General features: G+C 34.1%; 26 protein-coding genes. 8 read left to right on the top strand and 18 right to left on the bottom strand.

Annotated features, from left to right (window positions below; all coding sequences use genetic code 11):
• Positions 1–14: 14 nt before the first annotated feature.
• Positions 15–854 (top strand): D-amino-acid transaminase, encoded by an 840-nt coding sequence (gene dat, locus GSM_RS02870; RefSeq protein WP_010077779.1) that lies wholly within the window; start codon positions 15–17, stop codon positions 852–854.
• Positions 855–978: 124 nt separating this feature from the next.
• On the opposite strand, the gene GSM_RS02865 is transcribed toward dat, so the two are convergent.
• Entirely contained in the window at positions 979–1,563 is a 585-nt protein-coding gene (locus tag GSM_RS02865) for a winged helix-turn-helix domain-containing protein (protein WP_010077778.1), read from the bottom strand.
• A 119-nt stretch (positions 1,564–1,682) separates the two neighbouring features.
• Between GSM_RS02865 and GSM_RS02860 the strand changes: the two genes are divergently transcribed.
• A complete protein-coding gene (locus GSM_RS02860; RefSeq protein WP_010077777.1) occupies positions 1,683–2,948 on the top strand; it encodes an MFS transporter in 1,266 nt (421 codons plus the stop codon).
• A gap of 35 nt (positions 2,949–2,983) precedes the next feature.
• Here the strand turns inward: GSM_RS02860 and GSM_RS13895 are convergent, their stop codons facing one another.
• The 5 genes from GSM_RS13895 to galE all read right to left on the bottom strand — a co-directional run bounded on the left by GSM_RS13895 (position 2,984) and on the right by galE (position 6,676).
• A complete protein-coding gene (locus GSM_RS13895) occupies positions 2,984–3,826 on the bottom strand; it encodes a serine hydrolase domain-containing protein (RefSeq protein WP_235720333.1) in 843 nt (280 codons plus the stop codon).
• A complete protein-coding gene (locus tag GSM_RS15190) occupies positions 3,766–4,071 on the bottom strand; it encodes a hypothetical protein (protein ID WP_010077775.1) in 306 nt (101 codons plus the stop codon). The genes GSM_RS13895 and GSM_RS15190 overlap by 61 nt, the downstream gene beginning before the upstream one ends.
• Before the next feature lie 299 nt (positions 4,072–4,370).
• Positions 4,371–4,793, bottom strand: coding sequence for a nucleoside-diphosphate kinase (gene ndk, locus GSM_RS02850; protein WP_010077774.1), 423 nt, complete (start codon positions 4,791–4,793; stop codon positions 4,371–4,373).
• Positions 4,794–4,891: 98 nt separating this feature from the next.
• Positions 4,892–5,644, bottom strand: a complete 753-nt coding sequence (locus tag GSM_RS02845; protein ID WP_040538188.1) for a copper homeostasis protein CutC — start codon at positions 5,642–5,644, stop codon at positions 4,892–4,894.
• A 42-nt stretch (positions 5,645–5,686) separates the two neighbouring features.
• Complete coding sequence (gene galE, locus GSM_RS02840; RefSeq protein WP_010077772.1) at positions 5,687–6,676, bottom strand: UDP-glucose 4-epimerase GalE; 990 nt, start codon at positions 6,674–6,676, stop codon at positions 5,687–5,689.
• A 104-nt stretch (positions 6,677–6,780) separates the two neighbouring features.
• Between galE and GSM_RS02835 the strand changes: the two genes are divergently transcribed.
• Positions 6,781–7,644, top strand: coding sequence for a helix-turn-helix domain-containing protein (locus GSM_RS02835; protein WP_010077771.1), 864 nt, complete (start codon positions 6,781–6,783; stop codon positions 7,642–7,644).
• A 100-nt stretch (positions 7,645–7,744) separates the two neighbouring features.
• Here the strand turns inward: GSM_RS02835 and thiD are convergent, their stop codons facing one another.
• The 7 genes from thiD to apf all read right to left on the bottom strand — a co-directional run bounded on the left by thiD (position 7,745) and on the right by apf (position 13,582).
• Complete coding sequence (gene thiD, locus GSM_RS02830) at positions 7,745–8,554, bottom strand: bifunctional hydroxymethylpyrimidine kinase/phosphomethylpyrimidine kinase (protein ID WP_010077770.1); 810 nt, start codon at positions 8,552–8,554, stop codon at positions 7,745–7,747.
• A 321-nt stretch (positions 8,555–8,875) separates the two neighbouring features.
• Positions 8,876–9,952, bottom strand: coding sequence for a M42 family metallopeptidase (locus GSM_RS02825; RefSeq protein ID WP_010077769.1), 1,077 nt, complete (start codon positions 9,950–9,952; stop codon positions 8,876–8,878).
• A gap of 21 nt (positions 9,953–9,973) precedes the next feature.
• Positions 9,974–10,297, bottom strand: a complete 324-nt coding sequence (locus tag GSM_RS02820; RefSeq protein WP_010077768.1) for a MazG nucleotide pyrophosphohydrolase domain-containing protein — start codon at positions 10,295–10,297, stop codon at positions 9,974–9,976.
• 255 nt (positions 10,298–10,552) lie between these two features.
• Positions 10,553–11,020, bottom strand: coding sequence for an RpiB/LacA/LacB family sugar-phosphate isomerase (locus GSM_RS02815; protein ID WP_010077767.1), 468 nt, complete (start codon positions 11,018–11,020; stop codon positions 10,553–10,555).
• 170 nt (positions 11,021–11,190) lie between these two features.
• Entirely contained in the window at positions 11,191–11,745 is a 555-nt protein-coding gene (locus GSM_RS13890) for an NUDIX domain-containing protein (RefSeq protein WP_010077766.1), read from the bottom strand.
• Between the two features lie 32 nt (positions 11,746–11,777).
• Positions 11,778–12,920, bottom strand: a complete 1,143-nt coding sequence (locus tag GSM_RS02805; RefSeq protein WP_010077765.1) for an MFS transporter — start codon at positions 12,918–12,920, stop codon at positions 11,778–11,780.
• Positions 12,921–12,955: 35 nt separating this feature from the next.
• Entirely contained in the window at positions 12,956–13,582 is a 627-nt protein-coding gene (apf, locus tag GSM_RS13885) for an aggregation-promoting factor (RefSeq protein ID WP_010077764.1), read from the bottom strand.
• A 229-nt stretch (positions 13,583–13,811) separates the two neighbouring features.
• Here apf and GSM_RS02795 point away from each other — a divergent pair, with 229 nt between their 5' ends.
• The gene (locus GSM_RS02795) at positions 13,812–14,714 is read left to right on the top strand and encodes a serine hydrolase (RefSeq protein WP_010077763.1); all 903 of its coding nucleotides are present in this window, start codon (positions 13,812–13,814) and stop codon (positions 14,712–14,714) included.
• Positions 14,715–14,892: 178 nt separating this feature from the next.
• Here GSM_RS02795 and GSM_RS02790 read toward each other — a convergent pair whose 3' ends face one another.
• From GSM_RS02790 to GSM_RS02770, 5 genes are all read right to left on the bottom strand, one after another.
• Positions 14,893–16,065 (bottom strand): AI-2E family transporter, encoded by a 1,173-nt coding sequence (locus GSM_RS02790; protein ID WP_010077762.1) that lies wholly within the window; start codon positions 16,063–16,065, stop codon positions 14,893–14,895.
• 97 nt (positions 16,066–16,162) lie between these two features.
• The gene (locus tag GSM_RS02785) at positions 16,163–17,134 is read right to left on the bottom strand and encodes a threonine ammonia-lyase (RefSeq protein WP_010077761.1); all 972 of its coding nucleotides are present in this window, start codon (positions 17,132–17,134) and stop codon (positions 16,163–16,165) included.
• A 202-nt stretch (positions 17,135–17,336) separates the two neighbouring features.
• Positions 17,337–17,534 (bottom strand): hypothetical protein, encoded by a 198-nt coding sequence (locus GSM_RS02780; protein WP_010077760.1) that lies wholly within the window; start codon positions 17,532–17,534, stop codon positions 17,337–17,339.
• Between the two features lie 135 nt (positions 17,535–17,669).
• A complete protein-coding gene (locus tag GSM_RS02775; protein ID WP_010077759.1) occupies positions 17,670–18,155 on the bottom strand; it encodes a phosphatase PAP2 family protein in 486 nt (161 codons plus the stop codon).
• A gap of 188 nt (positions 18,156–18,343) precedes the next feature.
• Positions 18,344–18,868 carry a nucleoside 2-deoxyribosyltransferase gene (locus GSM_RS02770; protein WP_010077758.1) on the bottom strand — a complete coding sequence of 175 codons (525 nt, stop codon included), beginning with the start codon at positions 18,866–18,868 and terminating at the stop codon, positions 18,344–18,346.
• A 251-nt stretch (positions 18,869–19,119) separates the two neighbouring features.
• Between GSM_RS02770 and GSM_RS02765 the strand changes: the two genes are divergently transcribed.
• From GSM_RS02765 to GSM_RS15000, 4 genes are all read left to right on the top strand, one after another.
• Positions 19,120–20,052: a glycosyltransferase family 2 protein gene (locus GSM_RS02765; RefSeq protein WP_010077757.1), complete on the top strand. Its 933-nt coding sequence runs from the start codon at positions 19,120–19,122 to the stop codon at positions 20,050–20,052.
• A gap of 414 nt (positions 20,053–20,466) precedes the next feature.
• On the top strand, positions 20,467–21,762 hold the full coding sequence (locus GSM_RS02760) for a Y-family DNA polymerase (RefSeq protein WP_010077756.1): 1,296 nt from the start codon (positions 20,467–20,469) through the stop codon (positions 21,760–21,762).
• A complete protein-coding gene (locus GSM_RS02755) occupies positions 21,740–22,084 on the top strand; it encodes a hypothetical protein (protein ID WP_010077755.1) in 345 nt (114 codons plus the stop codon). Before GSM_RS02760 ends, GSM_RS02755 begins: the two co-directional genes overlap by 23 nt.
• Complete coding sequence (locus GSM_RS15000) at positions 22,081–22,242, top strand: hypothetical protein (RefSeq protein ID WP_010077754.1); 162 nt, start codon at positions 22,081–22,083, stop codon at positions 22,240–22,242. The genes GSM_RS02755 and GSM_RS15000 overlap by 4 nt, the downstream gene beginning before the upstream one ends.
• The last annotated feature ends 17 nt before the right edge of the window (positions 22,243–22,259 follow it).

Below are 22,259 nucleotides of genomic sequence, written 5' to 3'. Positions count from 1 at the left end.
GAGGGGATACATTTATGCATGTACTTTGGAAAGACAAAATAGTAGAACGTGACACAGTAAAAATCGATATTGAAGACCGCGCCTACCAATATGGTGATGGACTATATGAAGCAATGCGTGTCTATAATTCAAAAATGTATATGTTTGACGAACATTTCGATAGACTCGACCGTTGTGCAAAAGAAATTCGCTTAGACCTGCCTTTTACTCGTGCTGAGTTAAAAGCTAACTTGGAAAAACTAATCGCAGTTGAATCAATTAAGGAAGGAGAAGTCTACTTACAAGTTTCTCGTGGTGTTAAATCCCCAAGAGACCATCATCTACCACTTCCTGGTACTGTTGAACCCGTTTTAACAGCTAATGTTATCACGATTGAGCGTGATGTTGAGGCCCAAGAAAAGGGACATACTTCTTGTATAGTACAAGATCAACGTTGGCTACATTGCAATATCAAGTCATTGAGCTTACTTGGCAATGTCCTTTCGTTGAATGAAGCAGTTGAAAAGGGTTATGATGATGCATTGCTTGTTCGCGACGGATACTTCACTGAAGCTTCTGCTTCGAATCTTTGGTTTGTTATTGATGGTAAGCTACGTACCCATGAAGATGGTAATTTAGTATTACCTGGCATTACAAAAATAAAATTGCGAGAAATTGCAAAATCTCTTGGATTGGAAGTCGTGGAAAAAGCAGTTCCAGTTACGATGCTTGATCAAGTTGAAGAATGTTTTGCATCCAATTCTGTTCATGAAGTGATGCCAATTGTTGAAATCGACGGGAAACCTGTACGAGATGGCAAGCGTGGACCAATAACAAAACTTCTTCAAGACAAATATATTGAAGCAACACTATAAGCCTGGATCCAACTAATAACAATATTCGGTACTAACTATAAAGGAATGCTATGATATAGTAAAAAAGGAAAGACTTAACAAAAAGTCTCTCCTTTTTAATTTCCAATCTATTACTTTCATTATGCTACCATTTTTGTACCATAAAGTTGATCTCTTCTTTATCTGTTCCCTGATCTTTTTCCTCTGCTTCATTAAGTAATTTGTAGATATCAGCAAATAATTTTTTTTGTGCCTCCTGTGATAATTTCAGTGTGCTAAATACCCCACCTGTTTTTATCTTGTCAAAATAAGAAGAGTCTTTCTTATATTCATTAATTTCTTTTGTTGCTGAATCGATAAATAACTGAGTTCCATACAAGAACATTTTTACCAGTTCTTCAGTGTGCTCAGCTGCCCAGTCAGCTGACATGTTTAATCCATTGATTTTGTCATCATCAATGATGCTTGAAGCACCATTATGATCGTTCAATTTGAAACTCGAATAATAATATTCTTGCAAATTTTTAATGTGTTCACTTCTAACTATTTCAATCAACTCTAAGTCAACTAATTTTTTTATCGGATAATATAACTGACTTGTAGGAATTCCCGTCTTCTTTGAAATTTCTTTGATATTTATTCCATCTTGTACATTTGTTGTTTTTATAATTTTAATATTTTTTTCATCGGCTAAAGCCCTTGCTAGCTGTGAAACGATATTTGCAGCCATCTAATCACCTCAAATTAATCATAATGTATTGACAAAATTAAATCAAACAGTTATATTTTTGTTTGTCATTAAATTTTTTTTTAACGAAGAATAAAATTTAATTGTGAGGTGTTTTAAAAATGGAAAAAACAAAAAACATTTTTGTCACAGATAAAGAATCAAATATTCAAATCGGCAAAGACATCACTAGCAACTTAATTAGCTCCCTTACAGGTAACATGTTTTCATTTTCCCTAGGATTAATGTTGTTAAATATTACAAATTCACCGCTTAGCTTTGGGTTAGAAATGATTATTATGCCCTTGGTCAATCTATTATTTGTTGTCCCTATCGGAAATATTGTTGATTCAGTAGCACATAAAAAAATAATTATTTCATCTCTACTGTCTCGGTTACTAGCGCTTTTTATTTTGTCAGCAACAATCGGTTTCTTCAAAGATAATTACCTATTCATTCCTATCACTATCTTTGTCACTATCAACACTATCTGCAGTAATTTCAATTCAACTGCCTATTCTGCAGCAATTCATGAAGTTGTTAATCAAAATCATATTCAAAAACTCAGTTCATTTACACAGGCCGCAAGTTCCCTATCCGCAATCATTGCACCTCCGCTTGGAATGACTCTTTATAGTCTTCTAGGTTTTAAATGGATGATCTTTCTTGAAATTTTTGCTTCATTAATTTCTTTTGCAATTGTATTAAGTATGCATTTTCATTACTCACCAAGAAAAAAACAAGTGAGTTCTATTCAAAAGAAAAATACAAGATTAACATCACAGATAAAGAAGTTTTCAAACGGCCTCAAATACATTCACAGGCAAAAGCTAATTATGGAAATGATTACCATTGGTATCTTTATAAATTTTCTATTTACTTCCCTAACAATCGGAATGCCCTACATACTATCAAATAATCTTCATCTTGGAAATGGTTCCATTAGTTTCCTTGAAAGCGGAAATTCAATTGGAATGCTACTTGGTAGCTTAATAATTGGAATAATTCCAGATAAATTATCTATGAAAAGAAAACTTTTTTGTTCTTTGATACCAACCATTTTGTCATTTATTTGTTTGGGTATCGTTCTTGCGTGCTTAAAAGGATACTTGACCATAACTATATTAGGAACATTATTAATGGTCATTCTTGGATTCTCACTTATCATATTGAATGTAACCACACAAGTGTTTCTACAAAAAAGTGTCCCTACAGATCTACTAGGACGCGTTATGTCTTCAATTACAACAATAAATACGTCTGTTATGCCAATAGGAACATTGGTCTTTGCACTCCTATTCGCTCATATTCATGAAGGTGCCTGGATCCTAATTACAAACGGTGTCATAATGCTTGCCTATAGTCTTTGGAGGATGACAAAAATATAAAATCAGGATCAACATTGTAATATACCTGTACACATTTAAGATGCTATGATATTTCCCAACTCTTGAATCATCGCCCTGCCTTGTGAATCAGATACACCTTTATTCAGCATCAAAATCATATTAGCATGTTCACTTTTATCATCATAATAAAAATTATAGTATCCGTTGTCTATCCCATCTGCTCGCTGACCATTTGAAAAGTAGTAAAAACCTGCTGAATATGCAGTTTCATGATTCCGAGAAAGCTCATTTAGCGAACTAATCGATAGTAAGCTGTTGTCCTCAAGTGCAGATACAAATTTAAGATAATCAGAGGGTGTTGTATACAGATTACCGCATCCCAATTCACTCGAAGCTAAATCATAAGACATTGCGTGTAAAGTTACATTATTTCCAAAATTATAAGTTTTTGCTGCTGAATTAATTGTATTGCTATCTAATTCGGCAGTATTTCTTAATTTTAACGGCTTTAAAATATTTTCACTTAATACACTCATATAAGATTGGTTTGTGACTTTTGTTATTATCCCCGCTAACAAAATATAATTTGCATTGGTATAGTTCCACTGCATTCTACCTGTTGATTTTAAGTGATTGATTGCCCACATAACAGCGCTAGAATCATTTGTCAACATGGTTTTAGGAGCAGGTTCTCCCATTTGAATACCAGATGTATGATCTAACAAATTTCGAATCGTTATTTTGTTTGAATATCTAATACTTGGATAAAATTGGCTAAGTTTGGTATTCATTGACAACTTTTTCTGATCAATTAACATTTGTATCATCGTTGCAGTATAACTTTTTTGTAATGAAGCTAACATGTACTTCGTTGAACTTGAATTCTTGATTCTTTTCTCATAATTTGCATATCCCACCGATACGCTCTTAATTTTATGTGATTTGCCATTCTGATAGACCAAAGTTCCCCAAACTTTATTTTTTTTAAAACGTCTTGTAACTCCTGTTCTTTATTTCTTTTATGTTCGTTCCTTCTTTTATGTATCCTAACTGTATCTCTAATCTGATTCTTCTTTGATGTTTTGTTTGTTGCCCCCCAGCAGATAAGTATCCCCAAAAATATTAAAGCTGCCGTTAATAGAATAATTTTCGCTTTTCTCATTTGTTCTTGCCCCTTTTTACTAAAGTAATACTAATAATTGCACTGGTAATTAGACAAGTTATATAAGTTTTCACATATCACCGTGTAGCATTATCCTCTTTAAGACTTCCATTTTCAAAACAAAACTAAGCTGTTTTAGACTATTTTATATCTTTTTAAAAATTCAAAATTATTTCTAACAAAAAACTAGCGAAAAATTAAAGTGACCCCCAAAAATTAGATTTTGTCTAATCCCTTGGGGTCACTTTAGATAATCAATTTAAGATATTTTCTGATATTTATTACTATAGAACAGAACTCTATTTCTCTGGAAACCAAATTTTAATTTCATTTTCCGCAGTCTCAACACCATCAGAGCTATGCACTACATTTCTCAAATTGCCATCTTTCCATTCGCAGCCAAAATCACCACGAATTGTTCCTGGGGCAGCTAATGTTGGATTAGTTTTCCCAGCCATATTGTGAAATGCATCAATGATATTAATTCCACTTGCAATAATCGCAACCATTGGTCCTTCCTTCATGTAAGACTCTATCTCTCCAAAATAAGGCTTATCAACCTTGTCCGCATAATGTTTTCTGAGCTTTTCATCTGTTGCTGTTGTTACCTTCAAAGCTTCAATGTTGTAACCTTTTCGTTCAATTCTTGTGATAATCTCACCTACGTGACCTGCAGAAACTCCATCAGGCTTTACAAGAATCAATGTTCTCTCAACTGCCATTTTCATTCCTCCAAACAATATCGTGACTTACAATACAATGTAATTTTCACGCGTTGAATTGGAAAATGCAAGTTTTTACAAAAAAATCAAATGGTCCACTATTCTTTTTGCTCCACAATTTTGACTAATTCTTTTACTATTTGAGGATCAACTTCCTCATATGAGTTGAAAAATTGCTTTTCTAAGTATCCATAGGAAACTCCTGCTCCAGTCGTTGTAATATCTTCCTTGTAATTTTTACAAGTTGCATGCAATTGGTTTATTTTTGTGTATTGCAATATTTTTTCTGCATTTTTATAATTAATGCCGCTACCTGCTAAGATTTCAATTCGTTGTCCATATATTTCTTGCAACTGCTTAATTAGTTCTATTCCCTCAATAGCCGTCGGTTTTTGTCCACTTGTTAAAATCCTTTTTATTCCAAGCTTTATCAACACCTCTAGTGCTTGAATCGGGTTACTGACGCAATCAAAAGCGCGATGAAAAACTGCTTCTGCCTTATATTTATTAACCAAATCACACATTATCTCAACTTGCTTTGTATTAATAGTGTAGTCATTGTTTAAACATCCAAATGCAATCCCATCTGCACCATTTCTAAGCAGTTCTTTTGCCTCGAGTAGCATCTGTTCAAATTCATTATCATTGTAGCAAAAACCCGCAGGCCTTGGTCGTACCATACAAATAACTTTCAAATTCGTATTTTCTTTTGTCAAAATGAGGCTTGCAACACTTGGTGTTAGTCCACCTAAATACAATGCACTATTTAGTTCAATTCTGCTGGCACCACCAATTGCAGCATTCAGAGCATCTTGATACCCACCACAACAAACTTCAAACAAAATAATCATCTCCTTATTACTGCAAGCAGTATAATGCTGCATTACAGTACTTTACTCTTCAAATCCATTGGGATGACTCTTTGCCCAATTCCATGCGGACTGAATCATCGTATTAATATCACTATAACGTGGATTCCAACCTAAAATTCGTCTGATCTTCTCACTATTTGCCACAAGTTCATCGGGATCTCCTCCTCGTCTTGGTGCATCAATGACTTTAAAGTTAATCCCTGTTTGCTCTTTTACAGCATGTACGATTTCTTTAACTGAGTATCCATGTTTTGATCCAATATTAAAAACATCACTTTTACCACCATTACGTAAATATTTTAATCCTAAATAATGTGCATCCACTAGATCAACAACATGCACATAATCACGAATATTATATCCATCTCTAGTTGCATAATCATTACCACACATTGCAACATAATCTCGTTTGCCTGACGCCGCCTCAAGTATAATTGGAATTAGGTGCGATTCAGGGCGATGGTCTTCACCGATACTGCAATCAATCTGTGCACCTGCAACATTAAAATAACGAAATGCCAGCCAATTAATTCCATATGCTTCGCCATCCCACTTCATCATTTGCTCCATCATTAGCTTTGTTAAACCATATGGATTAATTGGATTTTTGTTTGTTTCTTCACTAATTGGACTACTTTCAGGAATGCCGTAGACTGCTGCCGAAGAAGAAAAAATTAACTTACTTATTTTATGATCTTTCATTACATCAATCAATGCAATCAAGCCATAGACATTATTATCGAAATAATCATTCGGCTTTGCTAACGATTCTGGTATCTGCATATACGCACAAAAGTGGAACACTGCCTCAATTTCGTATTTTTCGAATACATTTCGTAATAGACTCTTATTACGAATATCACCCTCGATAAATACTGCTCTTGCATCAACTGCTTTCATATGCCCCTTAGACAAGTTATCAATTACAACTACATCCTCTTTTTCATCTAACAACCGTTTAACCATATGCGAGCCAATATATCCTGCTCCACCTAAAACTAGTAAACTCATTAGCTTCACTCCTCTATATTAAACTTTGATTCCACTAAAGTTTAATATAGAATAAACAAAGGAAGAGTTTTTGTTACTTATTCCGACAAATGAGGTATATTTATATGAATAATATTGGTCCACTTATTAAAAAAATCAGAACTGACAAGAATCTGACTCAAAAAATTGTGTCAACTGGCATAATGTCACGTTCCCATCTTTCAGAATTAGAAAATGGTAAATACTTCCCTTCATATGAGAAAATGTTGGGTCTATTGCAAAATCTTGATATTTCTCTTATGGAGTTCCAAACAGAACTTGATAATAATTACTCACTCAAAGACAGAATCTATACGGAAACAACCAACAGGTTATCTACGGAACAAAAAATTGATGAATTAGCAGACTATTTAGAAAAAACGTTTACCCCAGAAGTTGCAAAGAAAAGTATCCGTTTACAAATTAAGCGGCTAAACATGTTGGGTTTAATTGAATTGACACAAAGTAATCACATAACTATAGAGAATTACCAACCCATATTCAACTATTTATTATCATGTAAAAATTGGCATGAATTTGAAATTCGAACACTTGCTAATTCAATTTTCTTAGCAGATTTTGAAGTTGCAAAAGTACTCGCAAATCAATTTGAAGAAAAAGCAAAAAAGTTAAATTTTAAAAACTATATGGATAAGGTGATTCTTTTCTTCAGTAATTTGGCTGAGTTGGCATTGCGAAAAGGAGAGTATCAACTTGCATTAAGATACGCAAAAAAGGCTCAGAGGAAAGCGTATGACAACAAAAAAATATATTATCTCCTAATAGCAAATGTACTTGCAAATTTGTCAGATTTAAAATTAAATGTCGCAGACAATACATATATGCAAGAAATTACCAAAAATATTGCTATCTTTAGAACTCTTTCGTATCCAGCAGTTGCTGACAGCCTGCAAAACCTGGTCGACCTAATACTGACCTCGAATATGTAAACTAGTATTTATCTATAAAATACATTATTTCTTCCGTATGTAGAAAAAAATAAGCCTTTCCAATCTATTCTTAGTAAAGAAAAGTCTCATTTTTCAATTTTTATTCCATCTTTGGTGCCCAATGGTTGATTGGACCGAATTTGTGACCAACAGCTATCTCATTACCAATTGCAATGTTTACATATTCCTTAGCAATTCGAATTGCTTGTTCAACACTAGTTCCTTTAGCTATCTCTGCCGCGATACATGCAGATAATGAATCACCTGTTCCATTAATATGCGTCGTTCCATGATATGGAGCACTCAGCCAAAAACTTTTGCCAGATTCCAATAAAATAAAATCACGAACTTCGGTCTGGTTTTCATCCTGATGGTATCCCTTGGCAACAACATTTTTTGCACCCATCTGCTGTAGCTTGTGCGCAGCAGCTATTAAATCATCATCACTCTTGATATTCATACCAGCTAGTTTCTCAGATTCATAGAAATTTGGGGTAATTACAGTCGCAAGAGGAACCATTAATTCTCTGAGAGTTTCAAATGCACTTTCTTCAAGCAACATGTTACCATGTTTTGTCATGATAACTGGATCAACAACTAATGGTCCAAAATCATATTTCTTATAATTCTCGACAACATTTTTAATCAGGCTAGAATCCGCTAACATTCCAGTTTTTGTTGCCCTGACCTTAAAATCCGCGCTGATATCTGCAAATTCTTGATCAATAAAATCTAGAGGCAGCGAAACACTTGCATGAATCCCATATGAGTTTCCTGCAACACATGCTGTCATTACAGATATCCCATATACTTTCCTTGTAAAAAAAGTATGTAAATCTGCCTGCATGCCTGCGCTACCGTCGCTATCTGAACCAGCAATCGTCATTACTTGTGGATACTCATTTGCCATAAAAACATCCCTCTTCATTCAAAATTAAATGTCTAACTATCTGAAACACCTATCTGAAACACCTATCTGCAGCAGTACTATTAAGAATAATATGCATTGAGCACTTCCTGTACCACTAATTACCTAAGTAAGCTTGTTTCATTAAAACTAGCTATAGTCTCAGAAAAATTATAATGCTTTATTATTTTTAACAGCTTTCTAGTTTCACAGTATAACACAAAGTACATACTTTATTTTAAATTAATTTGTTTTTCCGCTAGGTGATGGATGGTAAAAACACTAAGCTGACAAAGTCTTGCAGAGAGACAAAAAGATTCCGATTTAAAATTCAGAAATTACATTCGTATTCAATTTCTCAACAATTGCAACTACCAAGTCTACTGTGTTTTGAAAGTCTTCGTATGCCACGATTGTATGATGTGTATGTTCATAACGAACTGGAATCCCAATACAAATCGTTGGTATGCCTTCATATACCAGTAGTTCGCTGGCGTTCACTCCGCCACCAGTTCGAACAGCACGAGTATAAGGAATATTATTTTCCTCAGCCGTTGCAACAGCTAAAGACTGAAAAGCAGGGGTTGCAATAAAAGTTGTATCCATATCGCGAAGCATTGGACCACGTTTCATCCCAGTTTGAACTAACCAATCTGGCGTAAAAGTATCATCTGCTGGACAACCATCCAGACAAATTGCAATATCTGGTTTAATTTTCCTTACTGTAACTTTTGCACCACGACAACCTACCTCCTCTTGAGCAGCAAGGGCACCAACTACATTGACACCCATTTTTTCCTTTCGCTGTGTCAAACGCTCAATTGCTGTTAGTACAACGGCTGTCCCAATTCGATTATCAAAGGCCTTGCCCATCATAATATCCAACTTTTCGTTATATTCCCAAGTAACATCAGGAACGACGTGACACCCAGTATTGACTTTCAGAAGTTTAATTGTTTCGTCAGCAGAGACTGTGCCAAAATCAACTACCAAGTTGGCAATTTCAACTGGCTGTTTTCTTTCTGCAGGTGTCATGTAATGTGGCGGCTTAGTTGCTATGATACCGGGTATCCATTGACCATCACGGTTTTTAATTCTTACACGTTCAGCAGTTACGTTGGCTGGCACCCATCCACCAACAGTTACAAATGAAGCAGTTCCATTTGGTTTGATTGCCTGTATCATAAAACCAACTTCATCCAAATGAGCATCCAGCATCAATGTTGGTTTACTATCATCCACATTAGGCTTTATAAATGTATTGCACATCGCATCTTTTGATATATTTGCATATTTTGCAGCATATTCTTGAGCAATTGCTGAGACATCATGTTCAAACCCTGAAACTCCATAGGCATTTGAAAGTTTTTCAATTAATTCTAAGCTTTGTTTTTTTGTCATTTAGAACTCCTTTTCTCTAAATTACTTAGTTTTAAATCTTTTTTTCAATTTATTTTTACTATAGTCACTGAGTTCTGAGTATCTAATTCCATACTGTTTACAAATTATCAACAACTGATCAAAACAATCAGCAAGTTCCTCTTTTAAATTATCCAGTCGCTCATCTTCAGTCAAGGTTTTGTCACCTGGATGATCTCTGCCATTAAGTTCAATCGTTCTAACAGCCCTAGAAAGTTCACCAATTTCCTCACTTAAAAAAACCAAGCGATTCATTGGTGAAAAGCGATACCAGTCACGTCCCTTATAAAAATCAACAAGCCAATCTTGATGTTCATCAATTGTCATTTTTTACTCCCTCTCTCTAACTAAGTTTGAAATAAAAATAGGGTTAGTTTTATCTTTTGGTATTCTAAATATAGCTAATGAATTCTCACAAAATTATGTGTCAAGGTCCCAATACTATTAATAATTATCCTATTTAAATTCTAATAATTATACCACGAATTATTATATTGGCTTTAACGATAAAAATACCGACCCCTAAAAATCGGCTTTTCAGTCTAACTTTGGGATCGGTCTAATTGTTTTATTTTTTAGTGCTTAAATTTCATTCAATGGGCGCAAATGCTTTTTGGAGATTGCTTTAACTTTGTTTACTCGGCGAATATACTTTTCTTGTGCCAAAAAGTCAGTCGTCATCCAAACATTAACGATATCTAAGGCAATTGCTGAGCCAATAATTTTACCACCTAAACATAAAACATTGCTATCTGTATGCTGTCTCGCTAATTTCGCACAAAAAGGATCTTGGCACACTACTGCATCAATTCCAAGAACACGGTTAGCAATCAATGCACTGCCATATCCAACTCCATCTATGAAAATACCACGATCTGCATTCTTTTTGGCAACTTCCAAAGCAGCTGGGTATACGTAATCTGACAAGTCTACTGCATCACTGCTGAATGGGCCCAGATCATTAACCTCGTGTCCCATTGAAACTAAGAGCTCGCTAATTTCCTTCTTTAATGCAACACCAGCATGGTCACTTGCTAAAACTATTTTCACTATAATCTCTCCTCTATCGTTTCATTTTGTACCAGTCAATTATACAATATGAAATCAAGTTATGGAGATTTTAATCCAAAAATTACAAATCAACTATTTGTTTGCAAATATATTTAAGAATCTGTACAAACTTGTTTTTATATCATACACTCAGATGTATTGTAAAAAAGTCACTCAAACTTACCAGCAATTACTTGCAATATTTCCCATGTATTATCTATACCCTTGTTCTTTAATAGATCTATTGCTTTAATAATCTCAACAGTCTCAACCTCATCGACTTCTGACTCCTGAATATCTAGATTAGCAATCTCAAAATTTGTAGTTGCAGCAAACCAAAAAGTTATCCAGTTCTTCCTAAATTCTCTAAAAAAAAGACTATCTTTATTTACTTGCAACTCTATTCCCAGTTCCTCACCGACTTCACGCCTAGCTGCTTGATAGACATTCTCATCTTTTAAAACTGATCCTCCCGCTGATTCCTGCCATTTTCCTGGATTGCTTAACTTGGTTAACGTTCTTTTTTGTAATAATACGTTGTTGTTATTATCAAAAATAAAAACACCAACTACTAAGTGAAACTCTCCCTTAGCCAAGGTGTCTCTTCTTTTTTTAACTCCTGTTTTCTGAAGCCTTTCATTATATATGTCCCAAGATTCATCAAAGTTATCACTATACCCTGTCTCATTCATCATCAACTCTCCGATCTTCTTGTAAAATTCCATATTTTCTACCGAATCCCCGGAATTCCTATAAATCATCTAGTATATTCATTGCTATTTTTTAGTAATAATATTAAAGGAATTAACACAATGTGACTAATAAAAATTACAATAAATGAAAAATTGTAGTTAATTTGTGAAATCATATAGCCACCTATCAGTGGGCCAAGTGCACGACCTGCCGAACCTGCGGTACTACTGATCGATTGAATTGATGCTCGATTACTGTCGTTGGCATAACGATTGAGTAAAGCTGGAATTGTGGTTAGAGCTAAGACATCACCTATAGACAATGCAGTAATTCCCAAAATAAATCGCCAGTAAGTGCTCGCATCTATAATCAATAAATACGAAACTGCAAACATAATTACGCCTACAAATACACGTAATCTTTCATTATTGAAACTCGCTTTAAAGAATGGTCTCAGCAATGGTTGAAAAATAACAATTTCGAAAGTTGATATCGTAAATAAGAAGCTATACTTCTGCACCGAAATGTTCTTAGCAAGCATCAAAACTGATATGTTACTATTCCACTGCTCATAACCTACCCAGATAATGATAATAATCAGGCATATAATTGTTAGACTGCTTAAATTTTCACTTAAGTTGAATTTTTTAGACGTTCTTATTAATTTTTCATGTTCAATTTCATTAAAGTTAAAAGCAATAATCATTAGAGTCAGCGAAAAAAGTATCAATGAGCTTAGAAAAACCTCTCTGATACCTATTGCAAATAAAGTTCCGGATAGAAATGTAGATATTCCCATTCCAATATTTCCCAACCAGTAAGCATTTGTAAAAATACCCACATCTTTCTTTTGCAAGTAAGCGATATATCCATTAACTGCTGAGTTCAAGATTCCCAGACCCAGTCCATAGAATGCAACCAAAAAAGCATAGAATGGCCATAAAGGCCACACTATGATCATGGTTAAGGAAAGGCAGACAATTGCACCACCTAAATAATGTGTTTGTTTTACCTTCCATCTATCTAATAAAAACCCTCCTATTAAATTTCCAATTACCATAGCAATCGAAAAAAACATTAGAACATAACCAGCAATAACCAAACTTTGGTTTAGTCTTTCATGGATAAACAAGGTAGTTACCGGCATTATTAAGCCAATTCCCATATTAATAAACATACTTGCAAATAAAGCAGCTTTATTTTTCAAAAAAATACCCCTACTACATAGTACAAAAAAATTGCTTAGTACCAGTTATTTTCCTTCCAATGTTCCATCGCTTTTGTCCAAGAACCATAGCGCTGCATTACATATTTTTCTGCGACTTTCTCTTGATTTGCAGCTGAATAGTCACCATTTAAATAACTTGAGTCAAGCTGATATTTTCCAATATATTTCCCATTCCTAGCATTATAGTCTCCACCAGATTCATGCTGCACTATATAATCTTGTGCTATTTTTTCACTATCAGAAAGATTTGAAGTTTGGCCACTTCCACTTGAACTTTGAGTACTGTCACTAGTACCTTGAACACTTCCAGCTGTTAGTGAAGTTGTTGTCCCATACGCCGTTTGTACTTTCTGTGTCGCCGTTGTCTCGGTGCCACTGCCAGAAACGTTAATTCTCTGGTTAACATAAATTAAATCAGGATTAGCAATATTGTTGCTCTTAGCCAGATTTGAAATGCTGGTTCCATATTTTTTAGCTATTGCCCACAAAGTATCACCATTTTTTACTGTAAGTTCTGTACTTAAATTATTCTCCAATATACTTGAGAAGAGTGTCTTATCTGCTTGTTGGCTATTTTGAGTTGAGCTAGTATCTGTCCCTACACTATTAATATTCTGACTTGTTATCCCTGATATATTCACAATGTCCATTCTCCTTCAAAACGAGATGCTAAAGTTATTATACATGACTATTTGACCTATTCATACGCTAAAAATTCATAAAAACGATAAAATAACTACAAAGTTCTTATTTGTTTCCAATATAAGTATGATTTACTTCACAATTTTTTCATTTATTAAAATTATGCTTTCTGTAGGTATAACAATATGTGAAAGTGAAGTGCATACATTGAAAAGAAGAAAAAAACACTTGAAAAAAAGCAACATATTTCTTTTTTCTATAGTTGTAGTTATTATAATAATTTTAGGTATTAGAAGCAATCAAAAGAATACTATTGCCAGCAATTCAAACAATCAAAAACAAAGTACGCAGGCTCAAAAAGTTTCTAATCAAAAAAAGGAAATCACCAAGAAATTGCAAAAATATCTGGATAAAGTTACTGCTGATGGTACTGCCAGCGTAAGTTTCTATAATCTTTCACCTAAAAAAAATAGCTCTGCCGCTAAAAAAAGCAATGCCTCCTTATATAAAGAAGGAAATCTTGCAGTTTCCTCAAATGCTTCTACTCCAGTTACTTCGGCTAGTACATATAAACTGTTCATAACTGCATACCTATTTAATGAGGCCAAAAGTAATAACTTCTCTTGGACGACATCCTCTATAAATGGTTTTTACAATATGATCGTATATAGTCAAAATGATTTTGCCGAAACTGAACTGCAAACTTATGGAATTTCTAGTATTGACAGTTTTATTAAAAGTCAAAATTGGTACTCTCCTGTCTTTACCACTTCCAGTAATGCCACAACTACTGCCAAGAGCTTGCAGGAGCTGTTATTGGATTTGTTTCATGGTACTGGTGCATTCAGCGATACTACAAACCGTTCTAAGTTATTAAGTTTAATGGGAAAGCAAGTATATCGTACAGGGATTCCTGCCGGAGCTACCGAAGCAATGAAAGGAACTACCGTAACTGATAAGGTTGGTTTCTTGGATGATGTAAACAATGATGCTGGAATTGTCACCCTTCCAAATGGTCAAAGATACATCTTAGTCATTATGACTCATGGACACAATCAAAGCGGATTTAGTGGGTTCCCTAGAATTGCCAAAATCACTAAAAAAGTCCAATCTATTGTATATGGTAATTAGAAAGTATAGTGATAGTCAACTATGCTTGATATCTGACTATTAGAAAAAAACGTGGTATAAAGTAGGAAAACTTGCATACTAATACGAAATAAAGGAGCCAAGTCAAAAATTAATTTTTGAGACTTGACTCCTTTAATTATTCCAGATAAACGTGTTCCTTAAAAAGTACCAGAGATAATTATTTCTTATCTAAATAATCTTCTTTTGAGAACTTAGTATCTTCGTATTGCCCAAATTCACCGTAAAATCGATTATACCTTTTCTTAAATTTTCTAAACAAGTAAATTGTTATTGCCTTGATAAAACAATAAATCGGAATTCCAAAAATCACGCCAATGATTCCTAGCATATCTCCCATTACCAACAATACGAGTAACACTGTAATTGGATGCAGTTGTAAGTTATTTCCCATAATCTTAGGAACGATGAACTGACCATGCAGAAATTGCACCACAAACCATACAATTACGAAAATGACAGCCATCATAAATGAAGATTGGAAGGCAATGATTAAACCCGGAACAAAAGCTGCAAAAGAACCAATGTATGGAATAATACTCAAAATTCCAGCTACCAATGCCAGAGTACCAGCATATTTAATTCCCATTACCATAAAACATGGCCAGTAGATTATTCCTAGAATTGCAGATACCGCAATTTGTCCCTTCAAATATCCCCCAATTTGCTGGTCAACTATCTTGGCAAACTCCGTAAAGTCAGCACGAAAAACTGGCGGAACCAATTTTTTACTAGTCTTAAAAAACTTTTCTTTATCTTGCAGTAAGAAAAACGCTATTATTGGGCCAGTTATAACCGCCAATAATAAGGTAGAGATTATTGAGAATACGCCCCCAAAGCCCTCTGCACCACTCTGCAAATAACTCTCTATAAACTTGCTTATTTTCGTACTTGATAAATTTAGTGAGTCTTGCAGTTGTTTTAACTCATTTGTATATGGAAAATTAGAAGTTACGCTATCTACATTTTTTTCAAAGCTCTGCAAAATATCAGGAAAATGCTTGACTAAATCAATAGCCTGATTTCTAGCAGCAATAATTAATTCAATTCCTCCAAAAATCAATAATGCTAATATTATGACATAAATAATGACTATTATCCAAGTACGTTTAACATACTTTTCCAGTAATTTAACAAGCGGATTTATTAAGTAATACAGAATCAACCCTACAATGACTGGTGGCATTATTGTCGAGAAGACGACAGCAAGAGGTTCAAACATAAATGCTACTTTGCTGTAAAGAAAAATAACAGCAGCTATCATCCCTAAAACGAACAACGTGAATATTAGACTTTTGCCACCCAAAAAACGGATCCATTTATTACTTTTCATTAAATACCCCCATCTCATTATTAATGAGTACTATTTGGTTATACTAGTATTATCAAAATTAGGTTAGTATTACACTTCAGCATATGTGGAACATAGCTCATTCCTTATTTTTTGCTAGGAGATTATAAAATAATTGCTCATCAATATTTCCCCCTGAAATTATTGCAACAACTGTCTTTCCGCCAATCTTCTCACCATATTTTCTAATTGCAGCGATCGTTGTACAACTTCCCGGCTCAGCAATAATCTTCTCTTTTTTTGCCATGAATGTAACAGCGGCGGCGATATCCGCCTCATCAACTTCTATCAACTCATCAACATATGAAGGAAGCATTTCATAACTCAATCTTCCAATTCCTCCTACAAGTGATTCGCAGATTGAATCCTTAGTTGGATATTCTTCATAAAATTTTCTTTCTTCAATTGATTTAATCATTGCAGGACAAGCAGCGGTTTGAACTCCAATTATTCTTATTGCGGGATTAATACTTTTAGCTGCGACCGCAATTCCAGTAATTAAACTTCCTCCCCCAATTGGTATAACAATTGTATCCACTAGTGGAAGTTGTTGAATCAATTCTAAAGTAATCGTACCTTGGCCGCTATAAATCAGAGGATCAGAGTAATAAGAGTCAATATAGTTCATTTCACTCTTCCTAACATATTTCATGCCTTGAATATGAGCCTCATCGTAATTCTTACCTATTTGTTTAACTTGTCCACCAAATTGTTCAATTTTTTCGATTTTATTTTTTGGTGTTCCTATTGGCACAATAACTTCTACTTTTTCAATACCCAGCAATTGACTGGCATAGGCTGTTGCAATTCCATGATTACCAGATGAAATAGTAACTACGCCCTTCTTTTTTTCCAAATTCGTCAAGCTCAATATTTTATTCAAAGCACCGCGAATTTTAAAACTTCTAACCGTTTGGAGGGATTCCAATTTATAAAAATATTCTCTTTCATTACTATTTAAAAAAAGTGACTCAACTACGGGAGTTGTTCTTAAATATGGTTTTATCCTCTCAAATGCCTTTTCAACATCTTGCAAATCAAATTTTTCCACTGGGCTCACTTCATTTCCTAGATTTTGTGAAAAGTATCTCATACGCTTATTATTTATTCAACTTTTTTATTCAAAGTAATCATATGCTTATTCTTATGATATTTAATAGCAAATTACTGAATAATAACATTTTTAGAAAAAAAAGAGTGTCACAGAAGAATTAGAATTCTTCTTACACCCTCATTCTTTCTATGTAACTTCTTTAATCCCGTGAGAAAATACCTACCACACCAATGCACAGTGCAATTACTGTCGAAACTACCGCGATAGCAAAACAGGTTACTCCACCCACTACAACAGCTTGAAACGACATTCCCCAAGAGAGTCCCAGTATCAGTACCAGCATGACAATTAATGCAATGATTGAAACTGTAATTAGAACGTTTTGAAATGCAGACATCTTCTTGCTCTCCCCTCTAATATATTAATTCAGAATTCTTACTTTTCTATCCAAATTAATTATATCAAAAAGAAGACAATAATTCTTATTCTATGATTTCAGCTGCTAAAAAATATCCTAAATTTAATAATTACGCTATTTCTTTGTTAATTTTTCTATAACGTTTCCCCAAATTCCATGCCAACTCAACGCTAAGAATACCCCAGCTGTCACATCCGAAAGAAAGTGAACCTGCAGGTATAGTCGCGAAAAGATAACTAAGGTAATCACCAAAAATAATGTTACATGGGTCGAGTACAGCAACTTTTTATTGTATATCATCTTTTTTGCTATCCGTAACACCACAAGTGAAACAAGTACTATCTCAAATGTATGTGCACTAGGAAAACTATATCCAAATGCATGCACAAGCATATCAGCCGGACGAGAACGTGCAACATGATTCTTGATAAGCTCCATTAAAATATAACCTGTTATAACTTCTAGAAGTGGTAAAGCTGTTTTTCTCCTAAGCAATGGAAACATCAAAACACCCATGTATATGATTACTAAGACAGGTGAAAATATGCGTGCTAACATATAGAAAAAATCAATAACATCCTTTTTTTGAAGATATGTCATCCAATTTAGGACCTCATAATCCACATGTAAAATCATTGAATTATTAAGCTTAACCAATATCATAATCCCGACAAATACGACTAGGCTACCTATTGGAAGCAGCCATCTTTTTATTTCTTTTTCTCTTATATTATCGTTTAGTTTTTTTGTTATTTGAAAAACACCTCATATATACAGATTAACTGCTATTAGTGAACAAATCCTTTGTATGTACCAGCATGAACATGTCTAAAATCAAAAGTATTCAATTCAGACATTTTAATAACACGTGTTACACCGTATGCCAACATCAAGTTCAAGTTATCCGTGTCATTGTCAGGGACAACTATAACTGACTGTTTACCAATCCCTTTTGCATAACCTAATTCAAAAGCTCCACCATCATCGGGAAAGCTTGGTAGATAAAGCATCAAGCACAAATCTGAGCCAATAATCCCTTCAATATCAGAATTGAAAGTCCTCGCTTGCCACTCGACATCGTGCAATAACTCCGGATGTTCGGCAACATCCAACCCTTTATATTGAAAATCAAGTGGAAAATGTGAATACTTCCTTGAAATACTTGGATTGGCCTCAATTGCAGCCAATCCCTTTTTTAAATGTTCGCGTTGTTGCTCATTAAACCAAGAGCATCCAATATAAACTTTTACAGGTGGCATCGGTAAATCGTTAACATTATCTCCTAGTGCAAATGCATTGTTGAATTGTGTCATTAAAATACTCCTTCAATTTGAAAATAAATTTATCGTAAGGTCATTTTATCATATTTACCGAACAATAAGTCAAATAAGGCTATTATTGTTGGCTATTTTTCCGCATGCTTAACAATATTAGAATTCTATTGATTGAATAATACTTACTAAAAGCCTACCGAATAACTTAAAAAAGATTTACAAATATTGAGTTATAATCGCTTTAACGTTATAATTAACGGAGCAATCATATTGATTGGAGACAATATTAGATGACTAAAAAGATTTCTATCATAGTACCTTGTTTTAATGAACAAGAATCAATTCCTTTATTTTATCAAGCTGTTAATGCTCTTATTCCACGACTGCGTAATTACTCTTTGGAATATATTTTTATCGATGATGGTTCAAGTGATAATACACTTCCGGAGTTGCAGGACTTAAATGAAAAAAATCCACAAAATGTTCATTTCGTTTCATTTTCCAGAAATTTTGGTAAAGAAGCTGCACTCTATGCAGGTCTTAAAACAGCTACAGGAGATTTAGTTGCAGTTATGGACGCTGATTTACAAGATCCTCCAGAGCAACTTCCGCTGATGCTCTCGGGAATTTTAGATGAAGGTTATGAAATTGTCGGAACTCGTCGAGTAAACCGTAAAGGAGAACCACCTATCCGTTCATTTTTCTCCATTCTTTTTTATAAACTAATGAACAAAATCTCTGATGTTCCAATGGTTCAAGGTGTCAGAGATTACCGCTTAATGACTCGTAAAGTTGTCAATTCAATCTTGGAAATGGGTGAATATAACCGTTTTTCAAAGGGTATCTTTAATTGGATTGGATTTAAAACAAAGTATTTAGAGTATGAAAATCGTGATCGTGTCGCAGGCAACACCTCTTGGTCCTTCTGGAAACTTTTTCGCTATTCAATCGAAGGTATTGTAAATTTTTCGGATGTACCCCTTTTGTTTGCCTCTTTTATAGGTTTTTTTACCTTTGCGTTGTCAATACTTTTTATGCTTTTTATTATTGCCCGTAAGATCTTTTATGGGGGTAGCGTAGATGGCTGGGCCTCGTTAGTTACTATAATTGTTGGCTTAGGTGGACTGCAACTACTTTGTTTGGGCATCGTTGGCAAGTATATTGGCAATATTTACTTAGAAGTAAAAAATAGACCACTATATATAGTTAAAGAGGAAAAATAATATTTATTCTCAATTCCTTTTTTGTGAAAATTTTTCTAAAAAATGGCTGAGTTCAACAAATTAATTTTATAAAATAAATATCTTTTTTACAGAATCCATCTGAAAGTAGTGTGATATAGGTAGTAAATAGGGGGACTGGATCAAAATTCAATTTTTGATTCAGTCCTATTTATTTTGTATTAAAAATAACTGAGTGTGTGGCATAAACCAGTAAAATTCGAGATTAGACAAAGAACTTTCAGTTATAGAACACGTTTATAAGGAATAAATGAACATGACCATTCAAAATTTAACTTTTACCCCACTTCTCCTCTCCTTCTGCAGAAACTACCAAATTCAGTTGAAATTTTTATTTCATATCCTCTTGAAAAAGCGAACACATGTTTGTATAATTAAAAAAACGGAGGTGTTATTATGAATTATCAAGATGAGCCTCATGGAGTATTCTTCATGATCGATAATAAATCTTTCTATGCAAGCGTTGAAAGTATTAAACGTGGACTAAATCCACTTAAATCTGTCCTAGTGGTAATGTCCGAGCAGAAAAATACAAATGGTGGACTAGTCCTTGCAGCATCTCCAAGTGCAAAACGGATCTTTAACATTAAAAATGTGGATCGTCACTATGACTTACCTGATGATCCAAAATTATTGGTTGTGCCCCCAAGAATGAATTTATATATTGAAAAAAACCTAGTAATTAATAAGATTTTTAATCGTTTTGTTGCAGAAACAGATCTCTATCCTTATTCAATTGACGAATCAATTCTTGATTTAACTCATTCATGGAAACTGTTTGGTTCTTCTCCACTTGAAGTTGCACGCTTGATTCAGAAAACAGTCCGTAAAGAAACCGGGCTCTATACTACTATCGGCATTGGAGAAAATCCTATTCAAGCTAAGCTGGCCCTTGATATCTACGCAAAAAAGTCTCCCCTCTTAATATCTAAGGTTAGTTATGACAATTTTGGCTCTAAATTTTGGAATATTACCGAATTAACATCTTTTTGGAGTATAGGTAAGAAGACTGCAAAAAGATTGAAAAAACTTTCTATTAATAGCCTCTTTGATTTAGCACATACCAATCCATTTAGGCTTAAAAAAGAATTCGGCATTATCGGAACTCAGCTATTTGCATTAGCTTGGGGAATTGATCGCAGTAACCTTTGCGAATTTTTGAACGTTAAAAATCCTAGTGTTGGTAACTCTCAGGTTTTACCACGAGATTACATAAAGCAATCTGAAATTGAAGTCGTTATAAAGGAGATTGGACAACAAGTTGCAGCACGAATTAGACATATTGGCAGAGTTACTGGTTGTGTTCACTTGGGAATAGGCTTTTCCTTAAGTAGTATTGAACACGGTTATAGCGGTTTTGCTCATGAATTAAAGATTTTACCTACGGATAATACTCAATTATTGACAGAACAGCTCTTATTTATATTCCGTAGTTTTTGGCAAGGTGAACCAATTCGTCATGTTGCCATCTCTTATAGTCAGTTAAGTCCAAAACTGGGTGATCAATTAAGTCTCTTCGAGAATACCAATCTACAGCTTAAGAAAATCATGTTTAATAGCTTAATTGACCGGATTCGTGAGCGATTTGGAGTAGAAGCAATCATGTATGCAAACAGCCTGCTAAAGGGTGGAACTTTCATCCAACGACAAAGTCTTGTAGGAGGACATAATGGAGGAAATTCATTTGAATAATTCAGTACAAGAAGCACACTATATTTTAAAACAAGTCAAGAAATACTTTAAACCAGGTATAAAGGCTCGTTATTATATCCTTGTAGTTAATGATAGATTTGATCACACTTTTAATTTTTTCTTTAATATCTTTAAACCAAAGCATTTTAGTCGTTCTATCCCATTACATCGCATCAAGTGCTATAGCTTAGATTATCTTGAGAATTTGATCAAGGAGCTGCAGCAAGAAACGCAGTTAACTATTAATTTTGTTCTGTTTGAAAACCAACGTTGGCCTAGTACAAATCAATTAATTTCATATAAAAGGAGTGTAAAAGATTGAATGATAAAGAAAAAATCGATGATGCTTTTGCCGAATACTTCTTCAAGAATTTTTATCAAGATCGTGGTATGCGCAAATGGCAGGGCTTCTTTTTAAGCGACCATACTCAAGCTCTGAAAAAGCAGCGCATGAACCAAGAAAAAAATGATCAAGAATAACTATTGAAGTCATGCTG

Origin of the sequence: Liquorilactobacillus mali KCTC 3596 = DSM 20444 (genome assembly GCF_000260415.1) — a bacterium.
Taxonomy (GTDB): domain Bacteria; phylum Bacillota; class Bacilli; order Lactobacillales; family Lactobacillaceae; genus Liquorilactobacillus; species Liquorilactobacillus mali.
This window is presented reverse-complemented; position numbering and strand designations above follow the sequence as displayed.

Coding starts and splice junctions, on each gene's coding strand:
- GSM_RS02765 (WP_010077757.1), top strand. CDS start 19,120: ATGACTAAAAAGATTTCTATCATAGTACCTTGTTTTAATGAACAAGAA.
- GSM_RS15190 (WP_010077775.1), bottom strand. CDS start 4,071: ATGAGAAAAGCGAAAATTATTCTATTAACGGCAGCTTTAATATTTTTG.
- thiD (WP_010077770.1), bottom strand. CDS start 8,554: ATGGCAAATGAGTATCCACAAGTAATGACGATTGCTGGTTCAGATAGC.
- GSM_RS02755 (WP_010077755.1), top strand. CDS start 21,740: ATGGAGGAAATTCATTTGAATAATTCAGTACAAGAAGCACACTATATT.
- GSM_RS02820 (WP_010077768.1), bottom strand. CDS start 10,297: ATGACAATTGATGAACATCAAGATTGGCTTGTTGATTTTTATAAGGGA.
- GSM_RS02780 (WP_010077760.1), bottom strand. CDS start 17,534: ATGTCTGCATTTCAAAACGTTCTAATTACAGTTTCAATCATTGCATTA.
- GSM_RS02825 (WP_010077769.1), bottom strand. CDS start 9,952: ATGACAAAAAAACAAAGCTTAGAATTAATTGAAAAACTTTCAAATGCC.
- GSM_RS02835 (WP_010077771.1), top strand. CDS start 6,781: ATGAATAATATTGGTCCACTTATTAAAAAAATCAGAACTGACAAGAAT.
- GSM_RS02845 (WP_040538188.1), bottom strand. CDS start 5,644: ATGATTATTTTGTTTGAAGTTTGTTGTGGTGGGTATCAAGATGCTCTG.
- GSM_RS02775 (WP_010077759.1), bottom strand. CDS start 18,155: ATGACATATCTTCAAAAAAAGGATGTTATTGATTTTTTCTATATGTTA.
- GSM_RS02790 (WP_010077762.1), bottom strand. CDS start 16,065: ATGAAAAGTAATAAATGGATCCGTTTTTTGGGTGGCAAAAGTCTAATA.
- GSM_RS02770 (WP_010077758.1), bottom strand. CDS start 18,868: ATGACACAATTCAACAATGCATTTGCACTAGGAGATAATGTTAACGAT.
- GSM_RS02865 (WP_010077778.1), bottom strand. CDS start 1,563: ATGGCTGCAAATATCGTTTCACAGCTAGCAAGGGCTTTAGCCGATGAA.
- ndk (WP_010077774.1), bottom strand. CDS start 4,793: ATGGCAGTTGAGAGAACATTGATTCTTGTAAAGCCTGATGGAGTTTCT.
- dat (WP_010077779.1), top strand. CDS start 15: ATGCATGTACTTTGGAAAGACAAAATAGTAGAACGTGACACAGTAAAA.
- GSM_RS02760 (WP_010077756.1), top strand. CDS start 20,467: ATGAATTATCAAGATGAGCCTCATGGAGTATTCTTCATGATCGATAAT.
- GSM_RS02860 (WP_010077777.1), top strand. CDS start 1,683: ATGGAAAAAACAAAAAACATTTTTGTCACAGATAAAGAATCAAATATT.
- galE (WP_010077772.1), bottom strand. CDS start 6,676: ATGAGTTTACTAGTTTTAGGTGGAGCAGGATATATTGGCTCGCATATG.
- GSM_RS13890 (WP_010077766.1), bottom strand. CDS start 11,745: ATGGAATTTTACAAGAAGATCGGAGAGTTGATGATGAATGAGACAGGG.